Annotated in this window: 26 protein-coding genes; 11 read left to right on the top strand and 15 right to left on the bottom strand. The window is 62.1% G+C overall.

Translation table 11 applies throughout. The features are described 5' to 3' along the window. Positions 1-122 precede the first annotated feature (122 nt). Positions 123-1778 carry a magnesium transporter CorA family protein gene (locus B9N72_RS14760; protein ID WP_085277109.1) on the bottom strand — a complete coding sequence of 552 codons (1656 nt, stop codon included), beginning with the start codon at positions 1776-1778 and terminating at the stop codon, positions 123-125. A gap of 427 nt (positions 1779-2205) precedes the next feature. Between B9N72_RS14760 and B9N72_RS14755 the strand changes: the two genes are divergently transcribed. Next, positions 2206-2514: a SemiSWEET transporter gene (locus tag B9N72_RS14755; RefSeq protein ID WP_085277108.1), complete on the top strand. Its 309-nt coding sequence runs from the start codon at positions 2206-2208 to the stop codon at positions 2512-2514. 123 nt (positions 2515-2637) lie between these two features. Here the strand turns inward: B9N72_RS14755 and rarD are convergent, their stop codons facing one another. Both rarD and B9N72_RS14745 read right to left on the bottom strand, forming a co-directional pair. Then, a complete protein-coding gene (gene rarD / locus B9N72_RS14750; protein ID WP_085277066.1) occupies positions 2638-3546 on the bottom strand; it encodes an EamA family transporter RarD in 909 nt (302 codons plus the stop codon). 238 nt (positions 3547-3784) lie between these two features. After that, on the bottom strand, positions 3785-4450 hold the full coding sequence (locus tag B9N72_RS14745) for a Pr6Pr family membrane protein (RefSeq protein ID WP_085277065.1): 666 nt from the start codon (positions 4448-4450) through the stop codon (positions 3785-3787). 120 nt (positions 4451-4570) lie between these two features. On the opposite strand from B9N72_RS14745, the gene B9N72_RS14740 reads away from it, so the two are divergent. Then, positions 4571-5497: an isoaspartyl peptidase/L-asparaginase family protein gene (locus B9N72_RS14740; RefSeq protein ID WP_085277064.1), complete on the top strand. Its 927-nt coding sequence runs from the start codon at positions 4571-4573 to the stop codon at positions 5495-5497. A gap of 203 nt (positions 5498-5700) precedes the next feature. Here B9N72_RS14740 and arfB read toward each other — a convergent pair whose 3' ends face one another. From arfB to B9N72_RS14720, 4 genes are all read right to left on the bottom strand, one after another. Then, positions 5701-6108: an alternative ribosome rescue aminoacyl-tRNA hydrolase ArfB gene (gene arfB, locus B9N72_RS14735; protein ID WP_085277063.1), complete on the bottom strand. Its 408-nt coding sequence runs from the start codon at positions 6106-6108 to the stop codon at positions 5701-5703. Between the two features lie 81 nt (positions 6109-6189). Then, entirely contained in the window at positions 6190-6759 is a 570-nt protein-coding gene (locus B9N72_RS14730) for a DUF4337 domain-containing protein (RefSeq protein WP_085277062.1), read from the bottom strand. A 214-nt stretch (positions 6760-6973) separates the two neighbouring features. Beyond that, positions 6974-7291, bottom strand: coding sequence for a DMT family transporter (locus B9N72_RS14725; RefSeq protein ID WP_085277061.1), 318 nt, complete (start codon positions 7289-7291; stop codon positions 6974-6976). Positions 7292-7334: 43 nt separating this feature from the next. Then, positions 7335-7886, bottom strand: a complete 552-nt coding sequence (locus tag B9N72_RS14720; RefSeq protein WP_085277060.1) for a TetR/AcrR family transcriptional regulator — start codon at positions 7884-7886, stop codon at positions 7335-7337. A 254-nt stretch (positions 7887-8140) separates the two neighbouring features. On the opposite strand from B9N72_RS14720, the gene B9N72_RS14715 reads away from it, so the two are divergent. Continuing rightward, positions 8141-9112: a magnesium and cobalt transport protein CorA gene (locus tag B9N72_RS14715; protein ID WP_085277059.1), complete on the top strand. Its 972-nt coding sequence runs from the start codon at positions 8141-8143 to the stop codon at positions 9110-9112. Between the two features lie 79 nt (positions 9113-9191). On the opposite strand, the gene B9N72_RS14710 is transcribed toward B9N72_RS14715, so the two are convergent. Continuing rightward, positions 9192-9875 carry a hypothetical protein gene (locus B9N72_RS14710; protein WP_085277058.1) on the bottom strand — a complete coding sequence of 228 codons (684 nt, stop codon included), beginning with the start codon at positions 9873-9875 and terminating at the stop codon, positions 9192-9194. 329 nt (positions 9876-10204) lie between these two features. Here B9N72_RS14710 and B9N72_RS14705 point away from each other — a divergent pair, with 329 nt between their 5' ends. Continuing rightward, positions 10205-10942 (top strand): peptidylprolyl isomerase, encoded by a 738-nt coding sequence (locus B9N72_RS14705; protein ID WP_085277057.1) that lies wholly within the window; start codon positions 10205-10207, stop codon positions 10940-10942. A 143-nt stretch (positions 10943-11085) separates the two neighbouring features. Continuing rightward, positions 11086-12279 carry a DUF2252 family protein gene (locus tag B9N72_RS14700; protein ID WP_085277056.1) on the top strand — a complete coding sequence of 398 codons (1194 nt, stop codon included), beginning with the start codon at positions 11086-11088 and terminating at the stop codon, positions 12277-12279. A gap of 189 nt (positions 12280-12468) precedes the next feature. On the opposite strand, the gene B9N72_RS14695 is transcribed toward B9N72_RS14700, so the two are convergent. After that, complete coding sequence (locus B9N72_RS14695) at positions 12469-12996, bottom strand: REP-associated tyrosine transposase (protein WP_085277055.1); 528 nt, start codon at positions 12994-12996, stop codon at positions 12469-12471. A 108-nt stretch (positions 12997-13104) separates the two neighbouring features. Between B9N72_RS14695 and B9N72_RS14690 the strand changes: the two genes are divergently transcribed. Then, entirely contained in the window at positions 13105-13347 is a 243-nt protein-coding gene (locus B9N72_RS14690) for a type 2 periplasmic-binding domain-containing protein (protein ID WP_143477837.1), read from the top strand. Between the two features lie 274 nt (positions 13348-13621). Here B9N72_RS14690 and B9N72_RS20885 read toward each other — a convergent pair whose 3' ends face one another. Together B9N72_RS20885 and B9N72_RS14685 are read right to left on the bottom strand one after the other, a co-directional pair. Continuing rightward, positions 13622-14305: a PIN domain-containing protein gene (locus B9N72_RS20885; protein ID WP_143477836.1), complete on the bottom strand. Its 684-nt coding sequence runs from the start codon at positions 14303-14305 to the stop codon at positions 13622-13624. Between the two features lie 72 nt (positions 14306-14377). After that, positions 14378-17194, bottom strand: a complete 2817-nt coding sequence (locus tag B9N72_RS14685) for a valine--tRNA ligase (RefSeq protein ID WP_085277053.1) — start codon at positions 17192-17194, stop codon at positions 14378-14380. A 194-nt stretch (positions 17195-17388) separates the two neighbouring features. On the opposite strand from B9N72_RS14685, the gene B9N72_RS14680 reads away from it, so the two are divergent. Next, complete coding sequence (locus B9N72_RS14680) at positions 17389-18615, top strand: diguanylate cyclase (protein ID WP_085277052.1); 1227 nt, start codon at positions 17389-17391, stop codon at positions 18613-18615. A 266-nt stretch (positions 18616-18881) separates the two neighbouring features. Here B9N72_RS14680 and B9N72_RS14675 read toward each other — a convergent pair whose 3' ends face one another. Next, on the bottom strand, positions 18882-19712 hold the full coding sequence (locus tag B9N72_RS14675; RefSeq protein ID WP_085277051.1) for an SDR family oxidoreductase: 831 nt from the start codon (positions 19710-19712) through the stop codon (positions 18882-18884). A 14-nt stretch (positions 19713-19726) separates the two neighbouring features. On the opposite strand from B9N72_RS14675, the gene B9N72_RS20880 reads away from it, so the two are divergent. Together B9N72_RS20880 and B9N72_RS14670 are read left to right on the top strand one after the other, a co-directional pair. Next, positions 19727-20068, top strand: coding sequence for a hypothetical protein (locus tag B9N72_RS20880; RefSeq protein ID WP_143477835.1), 342 nt, complete (start codon positions 19727-19729; stop codon positions 20066-20068). 128 nt (positions 20069-20196) lie between these two features. Continuing rightward, the gene (locus tag B9N72_RS14670) at positions 20197-20682 is read left to right on the top strand and encodes an adenosine-specific kinase (protein ID WP_085277050.1); all 486 of its coding nucleotides are present in this window, start codon (positions 20197-20199) and stop codon (positions 20680-20682) included. Positions 20683-21082: 400 nt separating this feature from the next. On the opposite strand, the gene B9N72_RS14665 is transcribed toward B9N72_RS14670, so the two are convergent. Then, a complete protein-coding gene (locus tag B9N72_RS14665) occupies positions 21083-21685 on the bottom strand; it encodes a hypothetical protein (protein WP_085277049.1) in 603 nt (200 codons plus the stop codon). A 302-nt stretch (positions 21686-21987) separates the two neighbouring features. Here B9N72_RS14665 and B9N72_RS21105 point away from each other — a divergent pair, with 302 nt between their 5' ends. After that, a complete protein-coding gene (locus B9N72_RS21105; RefSeq protein WP_159453045.1) occupies positions 21988-22149 on the top strand; it encodes a hypothetical protein in 162 nt (53 codons plus the stop codon). A gap of 13 nt (positions 22150-22162) precedes the next feature. Beyond that, positions 22163-22399 (top strand): hypothetical protein, encoded by a 237-nt coding sequence (locus B9N72_RS14660; protein WP_085277048.1) that lies wholly within the window; start codon positions 22163-22165, stop codon positions 22397-22399. Between the two features lie 177 nt (positions 22400-22576). Here B9N72_RS14660 and B9N72_RS14655 read toward each other — a convergent pair whose 3' ends face one another. After that, positions 22577-23710, bottom strand: a complete 1134-nt coding sequence (locus tag B9N72_RS14655) for a sugar phosphate isomerase/epimerase family protein (RefSeq protein WP_200811001.1) — start codon at positions 23708-23710, stop codon at positions 22577-22579. Further along, positions 23703-24449: a UTRA domain-containing protein gene (locus B9N72_RS14650; protein ID WP_085277047.1), complete on the bottom strand. Its 747-nt coding sequence runs from the start codon at positions 24447-24449 to the stop codon at positions 23703-23705. Before B9N72_RS14650 ends, B9N72_RS14655 begins: the two co-directional genes overlap by 8 nt. Positions 24450-24486 lie beyond the last annotated feature (37 nt).

The following is a 24486-nucleotide window of genomic DNA, read 5'->3' as shown; positions in this document are numbered from 1 at the left end:
TCCCACAGAGTTTACCACGCTGCCGCCGCGATAGAACGCCGCCGGGCAGGCAAATCGCGACGGCAAACGTCAGAAAAGGGCTCCTGGCAAGGGCACGGCGCCAGGCTCACCGCACTCACGGCTCATCCTGCCGCCTTTTTGTGGCGCCAGACCGCGATCAGCGCCCCCAGCTTCGCCCGGCGCGGCAGGCGCTCGTCCGACAGCGCCTCGAGGAAGTCCGACAGGCGTTTCGACTTCACCACGGTATAGAGTGTCAGCCAGGTGGTCGGAATCAGCGTCAGCAGGAAATACCACACCTTGAGCGGGAACGGACTGTCCGCGGCGGCCAGCAGGTTCATGCCGAGAAACCCGGTAGTAATCGAACCGATCAGGCCGAAGGTGGTAACGATGGTCAGCCGCACCACGGTGTTGGCCTGGCGGCGCAGACTGTCGCTGTCGAGGTACTCGCTCATCTCACGGATTTCGTCGCGCACCTCGTCGAACAAGGCCGCGGAGCCGAGGTGGTCGGTGCACATGCGAAACAGGGCGCGCGACTGCGCCAAGTCCGACAGCTCGTGGAACCAGTAGCGGTGGGTGAAGCGCAAGAAGATCTCGAACAGCTGGCGGATAACACGCTTGAATTCCTTGACCGATTCCGCGTGGTGGATGTCGAGCCGGTTGAGTGCCTCGACCAGCCGGTCCGAAAACATCAGCAAGCTTGCCTTCTGAAAATGCGCGATCAGAAACAGCAGGAAATACTGGTGCCGGAACTGTGCCAACAGCCCGGTCTCCGCGCCGGTAAACACCGGCGAGGCCGCATCGCCGACCATCACCAGGGCATGGCCACAGCACAAAAAACGCGTCGGTGGGCCATCCACCCGGTCCCCCCAATAACGGTCGTAGCAATAGCGCTGCTCGAAGTCGGCAACGTGCCGGTCGGCGTACGGCAAGCCCGACTGCTCACTGGCCGCAGTGAGCAACCCCAGGCGGATGAAGTCGCTGCGCGACAAGGCGCGCGGATCGTCCAGCGCCAGGTAGGCGATCACCGGCATGCGGTAGTACTCGAGCTGGCGGTAACGGATCAGGCCGGGCTCGTCGGCATGGTCAAGCACCAACGGCCGGAGCAGGAAATCCCAATGCGCCGCGATGCACGGCGCTCGATGGCGGCCGACGAAGGACAGGTACTTGTCGCGCTTCTCGAAGTCGGACGCCGCCAGCGTGGCGCCGTCCGCCCCCAGCCACTCCACCCGGGGCAGACAGTGCATGCCCTGCCCCGTTTCGTCCCAGCCGGCCGGATAAGCCCGGCCGAACCGGTACAGCGTGTCCTGCGCCTGGAACAGCGTCAGGTCGTCACCGGCCACCTCGACCACCAGTTGCACCACATCAATGTCGAAGAAGAAATGCAGGTCGACCCGCGCCACCTGCAACGTCAACGGCGCGCCGCCCGGCTCCGGGACAAGCCGCACCGCGGCGATGTCACGGCGGCGGAACACCCGCATCGGCGAGGCACCAGCGACGCGCCCCTGACGCGCGGTGCGGCTCTCGCCGTACAGAAAGCGCTGGACATGCGGTAGGAAAGTAATGAACTCATGGTACTGCTGGGCATGAAACCGGGCCGGATCGTCGGGGAAAACGTCGTCGATCTCGTGCCAGGGGTTGTCGGCGCCGCTTTGCTGCAACAGCTCCCAGTGCTTCTGGATCTGGCTGCCGGCGTGGATCGGCATCAGTTGCAGCGGCCACACCAGAATCTGGCGGAAATGGCGTACCCGTTTTTCGGTGGGGGAATGGGCTTCTGGCATCGCACGCTCCATAGGGGGCATCATCGACAGGGCCAACGGCATACTCGGTATCGCAACCTCCGAATACCATGCCGAATGACTGGAACGTAGCACAGCCCGGCCCACCCTAGATAGCCTCTGGGTACTCAAGGTATGGCAGACTCAGCACGCGATCCACAACGCCTGCAACTGCTCAGAACCTGTTCACGATCTGTCGCGAGCAGCCCTCAGCGGGGTGAAGAGCAGCGCAGGAACCGGAATGCACTAAAGTACATGAGGATCATGGCTGAGCGAGTCTCCGCAAGAGATTCGCACGCGCAGAGCAGCACATGAGCCCCGATCAGGGATGCGCAGCAAGATCGGGAACTGGTTCTCAGCGAGGTGCATTGACGGTGGCGAGCTCTCTGTTACGCTGACGGATCGTTCCCACCTCCACGCGCCATCCATCATGAAACTCGAATATTACGGCTACTTGGCCGCCTTTCTCACCACATCGAGCTTTCTGCCCCAGGTTCTGCACGCCCTGCGCACGCGCGACCTGAGCAGCATCTCGCTGTCGATGTACCTGATGTTCGTCAGCGGCGTGGCGTTGTGGCTGGCGTACGGCATCCTGCTCGGGGCCGGGCCGTTGATTGCTTCCAATGCCATGACACTGCTGCTGTCGTCGATTATTCTTGGCTTGAAGCTACGCGAGGAGATGAGGCGGCGGGCTGGATCGGCGCCTTCTAAAGAGGCGGTCGTGAAGGGGGATCGGTGAGGTAAGCGAGGCAACGCAGGGGCGCGCCAGCCGGCCCCGGCCGACATGCGGGCTGGGGGCCATGACGCGACGTCGCCCCGAGGCCGGTATCGAGCCCCCGACACAGGAGGCTCCTGCTATTGGCTAAGCGGCACGCAGCGATCGGCGCCGGTGCAGCGCGGTATGGATGCCGGTGAGCAGCACCGCGAGCCAGATCGGCGCATAGGTCAGCAGGCTGTCCAGCGACAGCGGTTCGCCCAGCAGCGTCACCGCCAGCACGAACAGCAGCACCGGCTCGACGTAGCCGAGAATACCCAGGAGCCCCAGCGGCAGGTGGCGGCTGGCGACCATGTAGCTGGCCAGTGCCACGGTGCTGATCAGGCCCAGCCCGGGCAGCAGCAGCCAGAATTTCGGCTCGCCCAGCACGCCCCAGCCGGCCTCCCCCAAGTGCCACAACAGCAGCAGCGCCACCGGGCTCATCAGCGCCAACTCCAGGGCGAAGCCGCTGATCGGTTCGAGTCTGGACCTGCGCCGCAGGACGAAATACGGCGGGTAGCCTATCGCCACCAGCAGCGTCGGCCAGGCGAAGGCGCGCGTCAGCCACAGTTCGTGCGCCACCCCCACCATGGCGCAGCCTACCGCCAGCCATTGCAGGCGATACAGCCGCTCGCCGTACAGCACGCAACCGGTCAGCACCATGGTCAATGGCAGCAGGAAGTAGCCCATCGACACCGCCATCGCCTCCCCATGCAGCGGCGCCCACATGAACAGCCATAGCTGGGTGGCCAGCAATGCCGCCATCGCCGGGAGCAGCAGCCACAGCAAGGGTTCGCGGCGCAGCCGCAGCAGTTGCCCCCGTAGCGACGACCACTGGCCGCGCACCGCCAGCAGCAACAGCACGCCGGGCAGCGTCCACAGCACGCGCCAGGCGTAGATGGCGAGGCCGTCCAGCGGCTTCAGCAGCGTGGTGTAGCCTGACAGCAGGGCGAACAGCACCGATGCCAACAGCGACAGCATGGCCCCCTTGCCGGAAATGGGCTGGGAATGTGGCATGACCTCTCCAGGGCACGACGGCCGCGGCCGCCAGAACCCGACGTTGTAGCATTGCCGCCGGGCTCGGGGCAAATGCGCTCGGAGGGCATCAAGGTTGGCCGAAGAGCCTGCGGCATGCCGCCGACGCGTCGGAACATGAAAAAATCTTCAGTGAAGGATGGCCGCTCGGTGGGGCGGAAGCGGGCCTGGGGTGTGTCGGCACGGGTGCCGGCGTGGGGAGGAAACCATCGATACCCCCCTAGCGCCGGGTGTTCACCCGCACCGCCAGCAGGCCCTTGACGTGACGGTCCAGCACCACCACCAGCCAGCCCATCGCCACGAAGGCGAGCGCCAGGAAGGCCGAGTTGACCAGCACCCCCTGGTAGCCAAGGCGCAGCACGTTGAGGAAGGGATAGGGATACAGCCCGACGAACACGCCGCGCAGCAAGGTGTAGGCGAGATAACCGCCGGGATAGGCCAGCCATAACAGCGCGTCGCGCCAGCGCAGCCGGGCCGGCGGTACGAACAGCACCCAGTGGACGAAGTAGCCGATCGGGATGACGTCGTGCAGCAGCACGTCGCCCAGCCAACGCCAACCGGTGGGGTTCCACAGATGCCGCAGCAGGATGGCGTACACCAGGCCGACGATGGTGATGTACACCAGCGAGGCCGAGCGCACCGTCGGGCGCCGCAGGAAATGCCCGAAGCGGGAGTGCGGTCGCAGCCTCGGGACGGTCAGCCCGGCGGCGAGGAACAGGTTGGTGAGGATGGTGAAGTAGCTGAAATAGTTGAACACCGTCCACTGCCACGCCACGCCCCGTTCGAGTTCGGCCATGATGCCGAGATAGAGCTGCAGGCCGAGTGCGAACCAGCCCAGCGACAACAGCAACCACTCGAATACTTGCCTTGTTTTTTCGTTCTGCATGACACGCCCCTCGGCGTTGAAGGCCCGCCATCGCAATCGCAATCACCATTGCGGGCTACGCTATATAAAGCATAGCCAAGCCGCATCCGGCTTGCGGTCAAATCCAGGGGAGCCATCACGATGACAATCGCTTTTGCCGTGCACGGTGGCGCGGGGCCGGTCCAGAACGCCGAGCGCGATCCGGAACGGGACACGGCGCTGCGCGCCGGGCTGGCGGCGGCGCTCGACGCCGGTTACCGCATACTGCACGAGGGCGGCAGCGCGCTCGATGCCGTGACCACGGCCGTCGCGCTGCTCGAGGACGACCCACTGTTCAACGCCGGGCGCGGTGCCGACTTTACCCTGGACGGCCGGGTGGAGCTGGAGGCGGCCGTCATGGATGGCCACAGCCGGGCCGCCGGCGCGGTCACCGGCGTCAGCATCGCCCGCAATCCGGTCCGGCTCGCCCGTCGCGTGATGGAGGCGACGCCCTGCGTCATGCTGGGCTTTGCCGCCGCCGATGCCTTCGCCCGCACCGAGGGCCTGGAATGCGAGCCCCCGCAATATTTTTTCACCGAGGCCCGCTGGCAGGCGCTGCAGCGCGAGAAGGCCCGTCTGGCCGATGGGCCGGCGGGCGCGGGCCATGGCACCGTCGGCGCGGTCGCACTCGACGTGCAGGGAAGGCTCGCCGCCGCCACCTCCACGGGCGGACGCGCCGGCAAGTGGCCGGGGCGCATCGGCGACAGCCCGCTGATCGGCGCCGGCACCTGGGCCGATGAGCGCTGTGCGGTATCCGCCACCGGGCACGGCGAATACTTCATCCGCGCCGCCGTCGCGCACGACATCGCCGCCCGCCTCGCCTACGCCGGACAGACGCTGGCCGAGGCCGCCGACAGCGTGGTCCACGGCACCTTGCCGGCACTGGGCGGCAGCGGCGGCGTGATCGCCGTCGACGCCGACGGCCGCGTGGCGATGCCGTTCAACAGCGCCGGCATGTACCGGGCGATGATCGATGGCACGGGCCGGCGCGAGCTGGCGCTGTATCGTGACGATGCGCCACCGCCCTGACGTTTAACGGGCGGCGCGGGGAGAGAGAGCCGGGAAGAATACGGCAGGTGGACGGCCGCCTTAGAGCCTGTTTACGATCTCGCGAGCTAGAGCGAGACAAGGCAAAAACGGCTGAGGAAGCGGAGTTTACACGTGGTAAATGAGCATTCCGAAGACGTTTTTAACGCCGCATCGCCGACGCGCAGCAGATCGTCAACAGGTTCTCAGAGATCGACCTTGCCGCGCAGCGACTTGATGCCGCCGCGCCGGGCCTTGCCCTCCAGGCGGCGCTGCTTGGAGCCGAAGGTCGGCTTGGTGGCGCGACGCGCCTTGGGGGTGTGGCTGACGCTGTCGACCAGCGCCTGCAGGCGCAGCAGGGCGTCGGCCCGGTTCTGCTCCTGGGTGCGGTATTGCTGGGCCTTGATCACCACCACGCCCTCCTTGCTGACGCGCTGGTCGCCCAGTTGCAGCAAGCGCTCCTTGATGAAGGCCGGCAGCGACGAGGCGGTGACGTCGAAGCGCAGATGGATGGCCGACGACACCTTGTTGACGTTTTGCCCGCCCGCGCCCTGCGCGCGGATGGCGGAGAAGTCGACCTCTTCCTCTCGGACTGAAAAAACGGGGCGGGACATGGCGTGATGCTGGCGGGAGGACGAAGACCCGATTGTACCTGCGAATGGCGCCAGCGTACGCCTCCCCACCCCATCGTCCGACTAGGACAGCAAGGCCACCAACCAGCCGGGGTGGATCGCCCAGCCGGCAAAACCGGCCAACCCGAACAGCACGCCAAACGCGCCGAACCCCCAGGACGCCAGCAACAGCAGCCAGTTTTCCACCAAGGCCGCCACCGCGGCCATGGCCAGCGCGATCGACAAGGCGGCATCGCTCATGTCGAACTGGTCGTCGTGGAAGTTCAGCCGGTCATACTCTGCTTCGCTGGCCTTGGCCTGCTTCTGGATGGCGACCGACCGTGCGGTGTACTTCTCGACATCCCGCGCCAGGCGCGCCTCTTCGGCGGCCATGACCTTGGCGTTGCCCGGCAGACTCTGCGCCAGCAGCCGGGTCTGGTTCAGATTGCTTTCCGCCAGGTGCAGCTTGACCTTGTTGGACTGGTACTCGGCCCAGAAATCCACGGCGTCGGCCTTGGCCAGCTGCATGGCCTGGACGATATTGTCGTCCTTGATCTTCGACACCCCCATGAACACCGACAGCAGCACCACCGTCATCGCGACGGCATTATTCAGCCGCTTTTTCTTGGCCTCGACACTGATTTCCACTTCCATGTTGTCCCCCTGTTGATGACCCTGTCGCACAATGAGCGAAATCTACCACAGAGCCGCCGCCGCTTGCCGTGCTGGCTCCGGCCCGGCACACGAGCGGCGCAGCGGGTTCCACAACCGAACGACAGCAACACAGCAAAAAGGTTGGCCGAAGACCGCACGCTGACGGTCTTCGGCCAACCTTGTGATCCCGACTGGGAGCGCTGCTGCGCGCCGCTCAGCCGCCGAACTTCAGCAGCACCACGCCGGACATGATCAGCATCACCCCCATGTAGCGCAACAGCGACGAGGCATCGCCGAAAAACACCACCCCGACCAGGAAGGTGCCGGCCGCGCCGATGCCGGTCCACACCGCGTAGGCCGTACCCATGGGGATCGTGCGCTGCGCCTGATAAAGCAGGTAGCCGCTGAGTGCCATGCAGGTCACGGCAAAGGCGATGCCCTTGACCGTGTTGCCGCCGCCTTGCGCCATCTTCATGCCCAGCGGCCAGCCCACCTCGAACAAACCTGCCATCGTCAGAAAGAGCCAGGGCATATCCTTCTCCTCAAAAAAACGTGTTGATGATCGCCGCCGCCCGTCAGCCGGCTGCGGCGCCGTCAATCAAGGCGTGCAGGCTCTGCACCACGTGCTCGCGTTCGGCCTGGCTGAAGCCGACCAGCCCGAACAGCTCCAGAAACACCATGCCCTCGATCGCCAGGAAGGCCGTCAGCGCCCGGTCGTCGGGCAGCGCGGCACGAATGCGCGGCAGATGGCGAGCGTAGAAATCCTGCATCGGCGCCAGCAGGGTCGGGTTGTTCATGGCGGCCGCCAGCATCGCCGCGGCGGTGCGGTGGTCCTGCCCGGTCAGCCCCAGCACGGCGTCGATATACGCCTTGAGATGGGCGATGCCGGGCTCGGCATCGGCCGGCCAACAGCGCTCGATCTCCTCGTCGTAGCGCCGCACCATGCGCTCCATCAGCGCCTGGATCAGCGCTTCCTTGGTGCGGTAGGTGTAGAGCACCCCGCCCTTGCTGATGCCCGCCTCCGCCGCCACGGCGTCGATGGTCAGCTTGACCACGCTGTCGCGCATGATGACGCGCTCGGTGGCGTCGAGGATGCGATCCGGCTCGATGGTGGAGGTCCGTCCCATGCTGCGCCCCTTAATTTATCCGTCTGGACGGTATTCTATTAATGCTTGAAAAGAAAGGCAATACCCTTTACTCCAGCCCCCGAACAACACGCCCACGCCGTTGCCGGAAGCCACGCCGCGGTGGCCCCCTCCCGCCCTGAGCGCCCCCGGACGCCACCGCGCGTCATCCACCCCGCCCCGCCCTGCCGCACCTTGCGGCGCGGCCATTTACCGGCTTGGATGAAGAGAGACAGGCACCACACCCGGGAGAGTTCATGCTCATCAACTGCGTCGCCTACCAGAACGGCAAGAAACTGGCCGACCTGCCCATCGAGCAGATCCATGATTACCTCGCCCGGCCCAACTGCTTCGTCTGGGTAGCGATACGCGACCCCGACGACGACGAGCTGCAGCACATGACCGAGCAGTTCCGGCTGCACGAACTGGCGGTGGAAGACGCTCGCCATGGCCACCAGCGCCCCAAGCTGGAGGAATACGACGGCATGCTGTTCTGCGCGCTGCAGCTGCTGGACTGCGACGGCGGCGGCGACCTCCTGGTCGGCGAGATGGACCTGTTCGTCGGCCACAACTACGTGCTGTCGTTGCGCAACCGTTCGCAACAGGGCTTCCAGAACGTGCGCGCACGCTGCGAACACGAGCCGCAGCTGTTGCGCTTCGGTGCCGGCTTCGTGTTCTACGCCCTGGTCGACTCCGTGGTCGACCGCTACTTCAGCGTGGTGCACCGCTTGGAAGACGAGCTGGAAGAAATAGAGGAAAGACTGTTTGCACGCGGCGACGCCGGCCAGCGCACCATCCACGACCTGTACCTGCTCAAGCGCAAGCTGGTCACCGTCAGCCACGCCGTGGTGCCGCTGAACGAGGCCGTGGCGCGGCTGCACGGCGGGCGCGTGCCGGAAGTATGCCGCCCGGTGCAGGACTACTACCGCGACGTCGACGACCACCTGGCCCGCATCACACGCACCCTCGACTCGCTGCGCGACATGCTGGCCACCGCGATCCAGGTCAACCTGGCGATGATCTCGCTCGACGAATCGGCCGTCAGCAAGAAGCTGGCGAGCTACGCCGCCCTGTTCGCGGTACCGACCACCATCGCCGGCATCTACGGTATGAACTTCCAGAACATGCCCGAGTTGAAAACCAGCGTCGGCTACCCGCTGGCACTACTGGCGATGCTGGTGCTCGACCTGTTGCTGTGGTGGCGTTTCAAACGCGTGGGCTGGCTTTAGGGCGTGCCATCGATGGTTTCCCCTTAGCGTTACTGCCGCAAAAGCAGCCAAGCGAGGCGTCTGGCCCGGCGCGCCGACATCAGGCCGGAGTGGACGGCGCGTCCACCGCCAGCAGATCACGCTCGCCGTCGCCCAGCTCCTTGTCCTGGTAAAACACCAGGCCAGGTAGGTCATCCGGCAGCGCCTCGGCCGCCGGCGCCCCCTCCAGCAAGGCCAGCGCCGGCGCAATTACGCAACGCTGCAGGGCCTCGTCGCCCTCCATCTGCGCCAGACGCAGGGAATAGGTCCACTCGTCGCCGTACGGCGAGTCGGAATCTCCCCAGCACAACAGGCGCTGCGCCTCGTTCCGCCACGGCTGCCAGCCCTGCGCCGGAAAGCCGATATAGGCATCGTATTCAAAGCTGAATTCGCAGGTCCAATGCGCCACGTGCAGCACCGGCTCATACGGCTGCTCGACGCCATCGACCACGCAAGGCGGCACGCCGTTGCCAAACAGGCTGATCTGGTAATTGAGCCAGGCCACGATCACGTCCTTGCGCTTCTTGCGCTTGATCAGCGGAAAACTCCCGGCCAAGGCGCTGCGCCCCTCCCCGTCCCGCTGCTGCACGGCATTGATCACCGGCCCCACCTCCTGGCACAGACCGCTGGCCGGTAACGCCTCGGCGATCAGGCGGTTCAGGGCATGCTGGATCGCCTTCGCCTGCCGCCATTGTTCATTCGCTGCTTTTTCGCTGTGGTCAGCGCTTTCCTGCTCGGTGTTCATCGTGCCAACTCTTCTCTTGTTCGTCGCCAAGGCGGAAAAATGCCGAGCCGTCCACTCACAGGGCAACGTGAGGGGACGGCGATACAGACCCTATACCATCAAACACCCTGCATTGCCCAGCAGAAGGGCATCATTTGACGAGCCTCAACCCGCCACAAGGTTGGCCGAACACCGCAGATGCGGCGCTTCGGCCAACCTTTGCTGTTTGCGAGAAGAATCCAGCGCCGTGCCCGGCACTTGAAACCCACCGGCAATGCCCCCATTAACAACGGGATTATCAAACGCATCGCATCGCGCGGTGCATCTACCGACACGATCAGGATCTCCTCATGGCCATTACCGTAAACGGCGTTGAAATTACCGAAGCAATGGTGCAAGCCGAGCTGGCAAACCAAGCAGACGCCCCCAGCCCGCGCGACGCTGCCATTCAACAGCTGATCCTGCACGAACTGCTGCTGCAAAAAGCCAAGGCCAGCGGCCTCGACACCAGCAATGAAGGCCAGGCCATCGGCGCCCTGCTCGACAAGGAACTGGCGTTCAGCCCGGTCGACGAAGCGACCTGCCTGGCGTTCTACAACGAACACCCGGAACAGTTCCGCCAAGGCGAAAGCGCCACGGCCAGCCACATCCTGTTCCCGCTGGGCCAGGGCGACGAACTCGCCAACATGCTCGCCAAGGCCAAGGCCGAAGGCGTGCTGGCCGAAGTGCAGGCCAACCCGTCGCGCTTCGCCGACCTCGCCCGCGAACACTCCACCTGCCCGTCCGGCAAACAGGGTGGCGACCTGGGCCAATTCGGCCGCGGCCAGATGGTGCCGGAATTCGAACAAGCCGTGTTCAGCACCGAAGCCGGCCAGATTACCCCGAACCTGGTACAAACCCAGTTCGGCTACCACATCATCCAGGTCAACGCCCTCCAAACCGGCGGCCAGATCAGCTTCGAAGACATCAAGGAGCGCCTGGGCCAGTATCTGAACGAAATGGCCGGCCGCCAAGCGATGCACGAATACCTGAGCAAGCTGGTGGAAGAAGCCAAGATCGAAGGCTACTCGATGTCGGCGCAGCAGTAATACCGACCGACAGGCCGAAACAAGAAACCGGGCGACATGCCCGGTTTTTTCATGGTTTCGCCCCTCCCCCGCTCCCCGCTCCCAGCGATGCCTCCGCCGGCAGGCTACCATGACCGTATCACGTCGAACGCTCAGGAGCCGCGATGCCCCTGCCGCCCCCCGATGAACGCCGCCCCCTGCTGCTGGCGCTCCGCAACCTGAAGATGGCCCGCTCGCCGCACGCCTATGTGCGCGGCAACACCGTGCAGTACTACGACTGGCTTCACAGCCAGCGCGGCCACGCGCTACCGCACGGGCCGGCCGTCTGGATTTGCGGCGACTGCCACCTGAGCAACCTGGGACCGCTGGGCCGGATCGACGGCAAGGTTGTGGTGCAGATTCGCGACCTCGACCAGACCGTGATCGGCAATCCCGCCCACGACTTGGTGCGCCTAGCGCTGTCGCTGGCCACCGCCGCGCGCGGCAGCCGGCTACCCGGCGTGATCACCGCGCAGATGCTGGAACAGATGGTGCAAGGCTACGAAAACGCCTTCCTCAGCCCCCCGCAGCAGCAACCGCGCCCCGAACTAATCGACAGCCTGCTGCGCACCTCCAAGTCGCGGCGCTGGGAGCAGCTGGCGCGCGAACACATCGACAACCCCAAGCCCACCATCCCGCTGGGCCGGCGTTTCTGGCCGCTCGACGACGAGGAGCGGCAGGCAATGCAGGAACTATTCCGGACAGGCGGCCTGCGGAAACTTGCCACCCGGCTGAAGTCGCGCGACGACGACGCCAGGGTGGAACTGCTCGACGCCGCCTACTGGGTGAAGGGCTGCAGCTCGCTCGGCCTGCTGCGCTACGCGGTGCTGCTGGGCATCGACAACGGCGAGGAGCGCGAGTACTGCCTGATCGACATCAAGGAGGCTGTGCACGCCGCGGCCCCGCGCCTCAACCGCAGCAAGATGCCGCGCGACAACGCCCAGCGCGTGCTCACCGGCACCCGGAACCTGTCGCCCGCGCTCGGCGAGCGGATGCTGGCCGCGCGCTTCCTCGACCGCGGCGTGTTCATCCGCGAGTTGCTACCGCAGGACCTGGCGCTGCAGATCGAGCAGCTCGATCCCAAGCAGGCGATGCAGGTGGCGCACTACCTGGCCTGGGTCGTCGGCACCGCCCACGCCCGGCAGATGGACGAGGCCACCTGCAAGGCCTGGCTGTCCGAGCTGAAACAACAGCGCAGCAAGACCCTCGACGCCCCATCATGGCTGTGGCAAAGCGTGGTGCAGCTGGTGGCGAGCCACGAACAGGGCTACCTCGAACACTGCCGCAAATACGCGCTGAGCCTGGCCAAATCGCCCTGAGCCCATGGCGGCCAAGCCCTGCGACTACTACGCGCTACTCCCGCCTCCGGGGCGGAGGCGACCTCAATGCGGAGAAGTCACGGCAGATCGTCACCGTAGGGCGGAAGCCCAAAGGGCGTTCCGCCAGCCGCGCCAACGCCGAAATACGTGGACAGAAAAATGGCGGATCACCCTTACAGGGTATCCGCCCTACTCGGGGACCTCCGGCAACGGCAAGGTGCCACCGGCCCAATCCTCCGGGTACAGACCCTCCGCCACCGCACGGTGAAAGGTCGAGAACGGCCAATCGGCTACCCGCATCACCAAGCCGTGCTTGAACGGGTTGATGTGGATGTAATCCAGATGCGCCGCATAATCGGCTTCGGAACGGATCACATGCTCCCAAAACCGCCGTTGCCACACACCTCGCTCGCCTTTTCGCACGCGCGCCGTGTTGCGCCGCTCCGTCGCCGGCAATGCCCGCACAAAGCGGATCTTGATCGCCTTGATACGGTTGGCAAAATCGTCATCGCCCGGCGGCAAGGTGATCATGCAATGCAAGTGGTCGGGCAACACCACCCAACCGTCGATGTGGAACGGCCGCTCGGCGCGGGTGCGCCGCACCGCCTCCCGCAACGCCTCGATCTGCTCGACCAGCAACCCGGAACCCCGCTCCAGCAAGGTCACCGTGAAGAAGTACGTCCCGCCCGGCACCCGCCAACGCCGATAATTCGCCATCCCCTCGCTCCAGCACAACATTACAAACGCATATTACGCCACCGCCCCGCCCGAGGCGCCCCCCGTAGGGCGGAAGCCCGCACAGCGGGCGTTCCGCCAGCAGCGCCAGTGCCGAAATACGTGGGCAAGAAAATGGCGGATCACCCTTACAGGGTATCCGCCCTACGCGCTGCTGGGCAGGTCAGGCAGTTGCCGCAGGTTATCGACACCGTGCCGAGCTACCTCGCATTCTCGAAAGCACGCCACAAAAACTCGACATGCGATGTGTTCGATAAAGCACTATGGGAAATGAAGCAGGATGGGAGCTATCAGGCGATCATGGATAGCTATATCAGGCGGATATTGAAATGAGGCGGGATGGGATGAGTTGGTTGATGAACTGGGAGGGTAAAACACGACCGGCTATTGCACCATTTGGTAGGATGGGTGAAGCGAAGCGCAATCCATCACGACAAGAGCAACGTTTATTGACGGGTTACGGCGCCAGCGCCTTCACCCATCCTGCGTGCTACCAAAACACGTTGGCCGCAAACCCATTACGGCTTGCGGCCAACCTTTAGCAACCCATTTCGCGATAGGCGTTGAGCTTAGTTTCATTCAGTCTAGCCAACCTGATTACACAAAATCAGAAATGGTAAGATATCCTTTGATTGTTTACAGTGATATTATTGTTTGCAATCAAAAGATTCAAAATTTTCTCCATCTCGATCCCCACAGTTTTTTTCTGATATTGCGCCGTAACATGATTGAGCAGCGTCGCACGAGTACGGGGACGCTTTAATTTATCCACTTTTTTCAGTTGCCCTACAAGATGCTCATAAACTTGTTGAGCCGAATTAAGCTGATTTAATTTATTTTCTTGATTGCCTGCTCCCTCTGAAGACACAATTTGCACAAAAGGGGCAGGATTCGTATTGATTATAGGCTTAGGCACCACTATAGCCTCAGGATCAATGGCTGTTAATCTGTGACATTGATGCCCAAGTGATTGAACATGCTTTATCAGAATATCGTAATCACCGTCCTTGGATACAACATATATATTACATTGCACCCTTGCAGCCTCAAGAGAGGCTGCAAAATGGCCCAAATAATATGCAATATGAAAATCAAGAGCATTCCGACCAGACCCATCCATCTTCATCCACTCAATGGCTGCGCCAAGCTTCTGCGTTTGAATCACAGTATCAACATTGATTTTGCTCTGATTTTTCCCAACAAAAATAACGACTTGATCGGCAGAGACATCAACCTTTTCAAAACTCAGGCTCGGTAAATTTTCATAATCAACAAAATAAAGATTTTTCATAACCTCCCCCAAAACACCTCTGCACAACACACAGAAAAACGGGTCGCAAAAGCGACCCGTTCAATATACCAATTACTTCAGCTTCTCAATCTGCCCCTTCAGCTTCTCCAGCTTGTCGCTGAACTCGGCCAGTTGCGCCTTGTCGCGCTCCACCAGATGCGCCGGCGCCTTGTCGACGTAGCCCGGTTTTTCCAGCTTGGCTGTCAGCTTGGCGAGTTCGGCCTCCGCCTTGCCGATTTCCTTGGTCAAGCGCGCGGTTTCGGCGGCTTTGTCCACTTCTACCTTCAGCATCAGGCGGGCGTCGCCGCTGATTGCCACCGGGGAATCGTCTTCCGGCAGCTTGGCCAGCAGCGTACCATCGGTGAGGCGGCACAAGAGCTTAAGGTAGGGCACGTAGTCGGCCAGGGTCTGGTCGGCGGTTTCGATGAACAGCGGGGCCTTCACGGCCGGGCCGATGCCCATTTCGCCGCGCAGGTTGCGCACCGCGTTGACCATGTCCTTGAACGCTTCCATGCGAGCGTTGGCTTCGGCGTTGATCTTCTCCGGCACCGCCACCGGCCAGGCGGCCATCATGATCGAGTCGGTCTTGTTGGCGTTGGCGAGCGGAGCCACGGTCTGCCACAGCTCTTCGGTGATGAACGGCATGATTGGGTGGGTCAGGCGCAGCGCCACTTCCAGCACACGCACGATGGTACGGCGGGTGGCGCGTTGCTGCGCTTCGTTACCATTCTGCAACTGTACCTTGGCCAGCTCGACGTACCAGTCGCAGTACTCGTTCCAGATGAACTCGTAGATGGTCTGCGCGGCGAGGTCGAAGCGGTAGGTTTCCAGCGCGTTGGTGACGTCGGCTTCGGCCTGTTGCAGGCGGCCGATGATCCACTGATCGACGAAGCTGTACTCCAGCGGCAGGCTTTCATCCTGGCCGCAGTCTTTACCCTCGACGTTCATCATCACGAAACGGGTGGCGTTCCACAGCTTGTTGCAGAAGTTGCGATAGCCTTCGGCGCGCTTGAAGTCGAAGTTGACCGAGCGGCCGAGCGTGGCGTAGCTCGCCATGGTGAAGCGCAGTGCGTCGCTACCAAAGGGCGGGATGCCTTCCGGGAACAGCTTCTCGGTGGCCTTGGCGATCTGCGGGGCCTTTTCCGGGCGGCGCAGACCGGTGGTGCGCTTCTCGACCAAGGGCTGCAGCGCGATGCCGTCGATCAGGTCCACCGGGTCGATCACGTTGCCCTCGGACTTGGACATCTTCTTGCCTTCGTGGTCGCGTACCATGCCGTGGATGTACACGTCCTTGAACGGCACCTTGCCGGTGAAGTGCGTGGTCATCATGATCATCCGGGCGACCCAGAAGAAGATGATCTCGTAGCCGGTCACCAGCACTTGCGACGGCACGAAGGCACGCAGTTCCGGCGTATCTTCCGGCCAGCCCAGCGTGGAGAACGGCACCAGCGCGGATGAGAACCAGGTGTCGAGCACGTCGTCGTCGCGGCGCAGCGTCTTGCCCGGCGCCTTGGCCTGGGCTTCTTCCAGGCTGCGGCCGACGTAGACCTTGCCGTCTTCGTCATACCAGGCCGGAATCTGATGGCCCCACCACAGCTGGCGGCTGATACACCAGTCCTGGATGTTGTTCATCCACTGGTTGTAGGTGTTGACCCAGTTTTCCGGTATGAAGCGCACCTGGCCGGATTCGACGGCATCGATGGCCTTCTCGGTAATGCTCTTGCCGGAGGCATCGCCCTCGCCCACCTTGGTCATGGCGACGAACCACTGATCGGTCAGCATCGGCTCGATCACCGAGCCGGTGCGGTCGCCGCGCGGCACCATCAGCTTGTGCGGCTTCACTTCCACCAAGAGGCCCTGCGCCTCGAGGTCGGCGACCATCTTCTTGCGCGCGTCGGAGGTATGCAGACCGGCGTAGGCGGCCGGCAGCTCGATGGTGCCCAAGGCCGAACCATCGAAGCCGAATACCTGGGCCTTGTCGAGGATGGTGGCCTGCAGGCTCATCACGTTGATCAGCGAGGTGTTGTGACGCTTGCCGACCTGGTAGTCGTTGAAGTCGTGCGCCGGGGTGATCTTGACGAAGCCGGTACCGAAGGCGGCGTCGACGTAGTCGTCGGCGATCACCGGAATCTGGCGGCCGGTCAGCGGCAGCTCGAGCATCTTGCCCAGGAGGTGCTGGTAGCGCTCGTCGGTCGGGTTGATGGCTACGGCCACGTCGCCCAGCAGCGTTTCCGGACGGGTGGTGGCGACCACCACGGTTTCATCGCTGCCCACCACCGGGTAGCGGATGTGCCACATCGAACCGTCTTCTTCTTCCGACAGCACTTCGAGGTCGGATACGGCGGTGCCGAGCTTCGGGTCCCAGTTCACCAGGCGCTTGCCGCGGTAGATCAGTCCCTGTTCGTAGAGGCGCACGAACACCTCGGTGACGATGCCGGCGCGGGTGTCGTCCATGGTGAAGTATTCGCGGCTCCAGTCCACCGAGCAGCCGACACGGCGCATCTGCTGGGTAATGGTGCCGCCGGAAACGTTCTTCCACTCCCACACCTTGTCGATGAACGCTTCGCGCCCCAGATCGTGGCGGCTCACGCCCTGCTCGGCCAGTTGGCGCTCCACCACGATCTGCGTGGCGATACCGGCATGGTCGGTGCCCGGAATCCAGGCGGTGTTGTCGCCCTTCATGCGGTAGTAGCGGGTCAGACCGTCCATGATGGTCTGGTTGAAGGCGTGGCCCATATGCAGGGTGCCGGTGACGTTGGGCGGCGGCAGCTGGATGCAGAACGACGGCTTGTCGGAATCCATGTGCGGCTGAAAATAGCCGGCGTTTTCCCAGATGGTGTACCAGCGGCGTTCGATGTCGCCCGGTTCAAAGCTCTTGGCGAGTTCCATGGTCTGAATTCGTGTCCGTGAGGAAAGCAGAAAAATGGGATCGATTATAAACCGAATCGGTCCAACCTTCCGAGTCCGCCGTGTTATTTGGACAGCATGAGGCAAAAGGCGTAGCCTATCCTATCTAAAAGTCAAAACAACAAGATATTAAATAAATTGCTTATCAAAAAAGGCAATTACCACCTGATTTGCTTATGAAAATCCCAAAACGCGTGCTGGTCATCGAGGACAGCACCATGCTGATCCGCCCGGTCTGCCGCATGGTCGAAGAAGTGGGATTCGAGGCGGTGCCGGTGATGAGCCTGGCCGAGCTCGAGCAACAGCTGGCCAGCGAGGCACGCTTCAGCGCCGCCGTGGCGGACTACTGCCTGCCGGACGCCCCCAGCGGCGAAGCGCTGCCGCCGCTGTTCCGGGCCGGCATCCCCACCATCGTCCTGACCGCCCACAACGACCAGCAGACGCGTGACGACATCCTGAGCATGCCGGTGGTGGACTACATCCCCAAGGACAGCCCATCGGCGCTCGACTACCTGATGCGCATGCTCAAGCGCATCGACCGCAACCCCCAGATCAAGGTGCTGGTGGTGGATGACTCGCACACCACCCGCTCGCTGTTGCGCGACTACCTGCGGCGGCACCTGTACCAGGTGCTGGAGGCGGTCGATGCCGAAGAGGCGCTGCAGATTCTGCGCGAGCACAGCGACGTCAGCCTGGTGCTGGCCGATTACGGCATGCCGGGCATGGACGGCGCGCAGATGACCAGCGCCATCCGCCGGCTCTACACGCACACCCGGCTCGCCATCGTCGGTATCTCGGTGCAGCAGGACAAAACCATGACGCCGCGCTTTCTCAAGGCCGGCGCCGACGATTATCTGCAGAAACCCTTCACCTTCGAAGAGTTCACCTGCCGCATCACGCGCAACATCGAATTCGTCGAAAACCTGATGACGCTGGAGCATCTGGCGCATGCCGACCCGCTCACCGGGCTGTCCAACCGCCGCCATCTGTTCGAACAAGTGCAGAAGATCCGCGGCGCCTACGGCATCGCCATCATCGACATCGACCATTTCAAGCAGATCAACGACGGCTTCGGCCACGACGTCGGCGACGTCGTCATCCAGCACCTGGCCGACCGGCTGCGCGAGCACTTCCCGCGCGCCATCGTGGCCCGCTTCGGCGGGGAGGAGTTCGTGGTGTTGATGAAACGTGACGCCGCCCACCCGCTGGCGCAACGGCTGGAAGAACTGCGACAAGAAGTGGAAAGGGAAGAAGTGGACAGCCACAAGGGCACGGTGCGCTACACCATCAGCATCGGCATGGCCGCGGCCACCGCACCGGATATCCGCGAGCTGCTGCGCCTGGCCGACGAGCGTCTCTACAAGGCCAAGCAAAACGGCCGTAACCGCGTCTGCGCGAGCTGAATCGCCCTCGGAACAAACTTGCTCCCGTCGGCGCGCGAGCCAAAGCAGCCTGAATGCCGCCGCAGCGCGGGAACCGGAATGTGCAGGTAGGGCATGAGAATCATGGCTGAGCAAATCTCCGCAAGAGATTCGCACGCGCAGCGCATCGCCGGCCATCAAGCTCGTAGGATGGGTGGAGTCAACCCATCATCGATGGGTGCCACCCGCACCACGAGTCCCCAAGCTCCGCATGAGCCTAGCACCAGGAGCCCGCGGCGAGATCGGTCTCAGGCGGCGCGCTGCAGCACCCAGTCCAGCGCACGCGTCGGCAGCACCCGCTTCAGATACCAGAACAATTTTGTCGGAAACGTCACCCGGTAGCGCGCCGCCGGGCGCTTGCTCTGCAAGGACTTCAACACCGCATCCAGCACCGCCTCGGGCGGCAGCGTGAACGGCGCGGCGTGTCCCTCCTTCCGCAATCGCACCAGTTGCTTCTCGTACGAGGCGCGGTGCGCGCTGTGTTCGATGTCGACGTTCTTCAGGAAGTGCGTCAGCGCGTTGGGGCGGAAGCGGCTCTCGATCGGCCCCGGCTCGACCAGTGAAACGAAGATGCCGCTGCCCTCCAGCTCCAGCCGCAGCGTGTCGCACAGCCCTTCCATCGCGTACTTGCTGGCGTTGTAGGCGCCGCGGTACTTCATCGCGGCGAAGCCGAGCACCGAGCTGTTGAACAGGATGCGGCCGTGCCCCTGGCGGCGCATCGCTGGCAGCACGGCGTTGGTCAGCTCCCAGGCACCGAACAGGTTGGTCTCGAACTGCTCGCGCAGCGCGGCACGCGTGATGTCCTCTGCCGCTCCGGGTTGGCCGAAACCCGCGTTGTTGAACAGCGCATCGAGCGTACCGCCCGTGCGAGCCAACACCTCATCGACCGCGGCGCGGATCGAGGCCGAATCCGCCACGTCCAGCAACAGACACTCCAGCCCCTCTTCGGCCAACCTCTGCACGTCCTGTTCTTGGCGACAACTGGCAAACACGCGCCAGCCACGCGCCTTGAGCCCCTTTGCCACGGTATAGCCAATGCCGCTGGAGCAGCCGGTGATCAGAATACTAGGGAGAGCCATGCAAGCGAAATCCTGTGAAACAGGCCAGAACGGCCATGCTGCAAACATCAAATGGGCAGCAGATTGTTGTTGATAGCGAGAACGGCACCATGCCTTTGCCGGACAGCAAGCCCGATCAGGCCGCATCCCCGTCGACACCGCCGCCGCATGGCGTCGACTGCACCTCGGCCCATGACCTGCGACACCTCATTGGCATGCCCTCGGCCTGCGGAGTGTACTACAGCCTGCCGCCGGCACGCGTCGACGCGCTTCATACCGGTCCAGGGAAAACCACCAAGTGGGCCTGGCCATTATCCAGACCCGAACGAAACCGACCAAACCGGCCATTCACTTTGGCGATGCGCTGCATAGAATAAAAAGTGACCGGCCAAGAAATCGATGGAAATACCCCGGCCCCACCCACTTTGGCCAGAGCCGCGACCGCAAGCCCCCGTCCGCACTGGATTTCCCCCCATCGGGCACGGCGGGAAAGGAGACATTCAAGATGCAGCTCATCGTGCAGAAAATCGACAAGCCGGAAGCGGTCAACTTCATTCTGGGTCAAACACACTTCATCAAATCCGTCGAGGACATCCACGAAACCCTGGTCGCAACCGTCCCCGGCATCCAGTTTGGCATCGCCTTCTGCGAAGCCTCCGGCAAATGTCTGGTGCGATGGTCCGGCACCGACCCCGCCATGATCGAACTGGCCCAAAAGAATGCCCAAGCCATCGGTGCCGGCCATAGTTTCATTATTTTCCTGGGGGACGGCTACTTTCCGTTGAACGTGCTGAACGCAGTGAAAATGGTGCCCGAGGTCTGTCGCATTTTCTGCGCCACAGCCAATCCAACGGAAGTCATCCTTGCCGAAACGGAACAGGGCCGAAGCGTGCTCGGCGTAGTGGATGGCTTCTGCGCCACTGGCATCGAAGGCGACGACGACATTCAGTGGCGAAAGAATTTTCTGCGGCAAATTGGCTACAAGCTATGAGTGGAAGCCCTTATGGCAGCAGCGGGTATTGGCATGCGCTTTTATCCACGATACGGAACATCGCACTCTGCGGCCTGAGACCGGAAGCATAAAGTGGCCAGAAATAAAGCATTTACTGACCGATGGGTGCTCGCGCCAACACTAAGGGTAGCCTGGATACGGGTAATTCTATCGAGGCCGGCCCCTTGGCCCGACGGCCGATAACCATATCCTGGCCAATCGATACCAAATAAAGCCATTCGTGGCCAAAAAATTTGCCGGCAAATACCGGCAGTGTTTTGAGCCAAGCGACTCAAGCTACCAGCAATCGGGGCGCTCGGGTTATGGCGCATCCAAAATTGGGCAGAATCCTAGATGAGCGGGTCCATCCAAAGGGGGCTTGGGCGGTAGAGCAACAACCTTAGCTGGCCGCGGCCGAGTGAGCCGGTTCGCTAACTGTAGCGGGGGCCGCTTTCCTTTGCGCGTCTTTTTCTGCCATCGCGGCCAACGTCGGCGCGGTGGACTCAACAAATGCTTTGGCCTTTTCGTCTTGCACAGCGACAATCTGGATGCGCTGCAGGACCTGCTTGAGCCACTTCGGGCGGTCTTCCGCCTTCAGCTCGGTCACATCCTGAGCGTACATCTGCGATTTTTCGAAAACAACCGGCCGCGTCCGAACATCCGCATTCACTCGCAGGATAGCTTCATCCGGTTTACCGTTGCAGACCTTCTTGTTGAAGATAAAGGCTTGGCCGGCGACTTTATCCGGTTCTGCCGGAATGACGGTCTCAGTGTTGCGAGTCTTGACCACTTCGTCCCAGTCGCGCACGTAGGGCACCATCAGACCGGTGTAACGGCACTTGCCGTTACCATCTTCACGCCACCATTCCCTGTGCATGCTGACCTCGGTGACCGAGTTGATTTCGGCCATAGTGGTGTGAGTAGGATAGTCCGCATCCGAATACAGAACGATGCTGGCGAGCATCGTGGCACCCAGGTACAGGAGGTTGAGTATGTCAAACATGGATGGCTATTTCCTTTCAAATTCGTGAAATGTACCTCAGGAAGATGAATCCGAGGACAAGGTGCTTGAATTTGGCAACTTCCATGTTGGCGCGCAGCTTATCGGTGGAGGCCCAGGGGGGCCGGGGAGATGTCGTCGAGCATGGAAGGACTTCAGAAGGCAAGCCAAGGACGGATTATGCAGTATGAATTCGCTCAACACCACCTGCAGCTTAAGTCTTCGAGCGGTACGGGGCATAGTGTCTGGTCTGGTACGGTAGCGACTCAGCGATGTGCGGAGTCAGGTCTTCTCAGGCACAGGCATTGAGCAACTTCATCCTGCTCTGCGGCCCGACCGGGGTCGACAAGACCACCTTGGGCGACTTCCTTGTCGAGGCCGAACTGAAACGCCAGGCGGAAGCTATGTCGGCTAATCCAGGCTATATACCGGCCATCCGCATTGAGGCACCGGCCTGGCGAGCGTGAATTCTCCTGGCGGTTGTTCTACCAACGCATCCCGAATGCCTTGGAAGGCGAACTCGACGCGCCGCAGACGGCCTATGGCGTCGACCCGGTGACCGGTCGGGTGGTCCGTCCCGCTGGGGCGCAAGCCAATCGCCTGTCGGGCCTGCGTACCTCCGTGGAACGATCGCTCCGGAATCGTGGCACGCGTTTTATCGTGGTCGATGAAGCGGCTTATATCCAAGTGGAACAGACACCTGGCACGGTTACCTAAGGACAGCAGTTCGGCCAAAGCCGCCGTCGGTAGTGAACCAATCGAATGGCCGGTGTTACGCAAGTTGCCGACATTGGCATGGAATATGGCTTGAGCGTCTGTTTGTGACGACACGTTCTAGGCAGCCATTTCGCAGACAGCAAGCATCGACCAAGAGCGCATGAGGAACTTAGTTCCTCAGCATGAATGACAAGCTAGGCCAGCGGACGTTTTCAGTATGCACTCCGCCAAAATCCTAAGCTCCTGCAGTACCCCACGCACATAAGTGATCTGGTTGATCGCCCAGCGCTCTTCATTAGCCATCATCTGCTCAACGGCATAGCCAGGAGGCAACGGGGTTTCGCTCATCTCCCGATAGGGAATATACGGGTCGCTTTCCTCATTGACCATTCGAAAGGCGGGGGCGATGTAGTGGTTTTCCTGTTCCAGGATAAAAGCAATCACTTGTGGCGCCTGCTTGCCCAACATTAGCAGCTCGAACAGCATGCGTGCGCTCGGCAAGTTGTCCTCATCGCTACCCTGCAGCACGCCGTAATGGCCGAAGCCTTGCTCCTCGGGCACTATGCGTACACCCTTCATGTGCACCTGCCGGATATGCGGGGCCAAAATGTGCAGTGCCTGCAATGGCTGTTCACCGGCGTTGATCATGTTGCCGAAGTCGAATAGCGCATTCAGGCGCGGGTGGCTTATGCGCCGGAGCAGCGTGGCGATTTCCCCGCTCTTGAGCTCCTCATGCTGCTCGAAATCGAAATAGAGGTCATAGCGCTCTGCCAGTTGCGCCAGGTAGCGCAGATCTGTTTCGATACTGTCCATGACCTGGGACAGCCGCCCCTCATAGCGCGAGTAGACGCGGACGTTCTGTACCCCCATGACGTGCGCGATCTCCACTACATGATCCACGTCCGCCTTTTGGGTGCTGCTGATCTCCAGATGGATCGTCAACCCCAGCATCCTTGCCCGGTCGGCAACGGTGCGCAGTTCATCGTCGCTCATTCGGCTGAGGCTCCGTTCCTCCCCATCCAGCAAATGAATGCAGACGCCGTCCAGTTCATGACGCCAAGCGAAATCGAGCAGATCGATCAGTCGGTGCTGCCCGGAGGTCAGACTGGTCAGAAAGGGATAGGCGTGGCCGAACAGGCGTAGGCTGTCGAGCCGTTCCAGTAGTTTTGCGGCGATTGCCGGAGTGAGCTCGGGAACAGGCCATTGTTCCGGGGCGCCTGCGTTGTGACTCAATAGGGCGCTGAATCGATTTTGGATGCATTGCATGAACGACATACTTTCAAGCGATGATTCAATTGGATATTCATGCATGGTCTCCACCTCCCCAAGGCTGCGCCTCCTGGCTATCCACCGAAATGCGCACTGCATCGTGACGCCAGTACTCGTGATCGCAGTCGATCAGTGCGCCATGCTGGTCATAATTCACCCGGGTGATCGCCAGGATTGGGCTGCCAGCAGCCAGATTCAAGCGATGGGCTACCTCCCCGCGTGCCGCCGAAGGGGAAATATCGAAACGCGAGCGAGAAAAGTGGATGCCGTAGTGCTGCTCGTACATCAGGGTGAGCGACTGAGACAGGTCTCGTTCCAGGATGTGGGGGAAACGCTCTGGCTTGAGAAAATGCTCGACATATGAAACCGCACGACCATCCAGATAGCGCAGCCGGCTGATCTGATAGAGCCGGCTCAAGGCAGATAGCTCCATCTCCTTGCACAGCACAGGGCTTGCCATGATTTGGCTAGCTGCGATCACCTTGGTTTCCACTTGGCGTTTTTGCAGCGTCACCATTTTTTGAAAATACGTCTTATAGAGAGGGTTGTAGACAAGCCTTGGATAGGCCACAAACCAGCCTCTACGCTCTTCGCGGTAAATGCGCCCCTCGGCTTCCAGCGCCAACAGCGCATCCTTGAGCGTGATGCGGGTAGTGGAGAACAGCTCACTCAGTTCTCGCTCGGACGGTAGTTTCATCCCCGGGGTGAGCAGGCCGCTTTCTATTTGGGTCTCAAGCGATTGGCGAATATGAGTGATTTGGGTGGGGGAGCGATCGATCATTGCCTCAGGACTAGTCCAGATTTATTTTTCGTGACCC

This window comes from Pseudogulbenkiania subflava DSM 22618 (assembly GCF_900177275.1).
Lineage (GTDB): Bacteria > Pseudomonadota > Gammaproteobacteria > Burkholderiales > Chromobacteriaceae > Pseudogulbenkiania > Pseudogulbenkiania subflava.
This window is presented reverse-complemented; position numbering and strand designations above follow the sequence as displayed.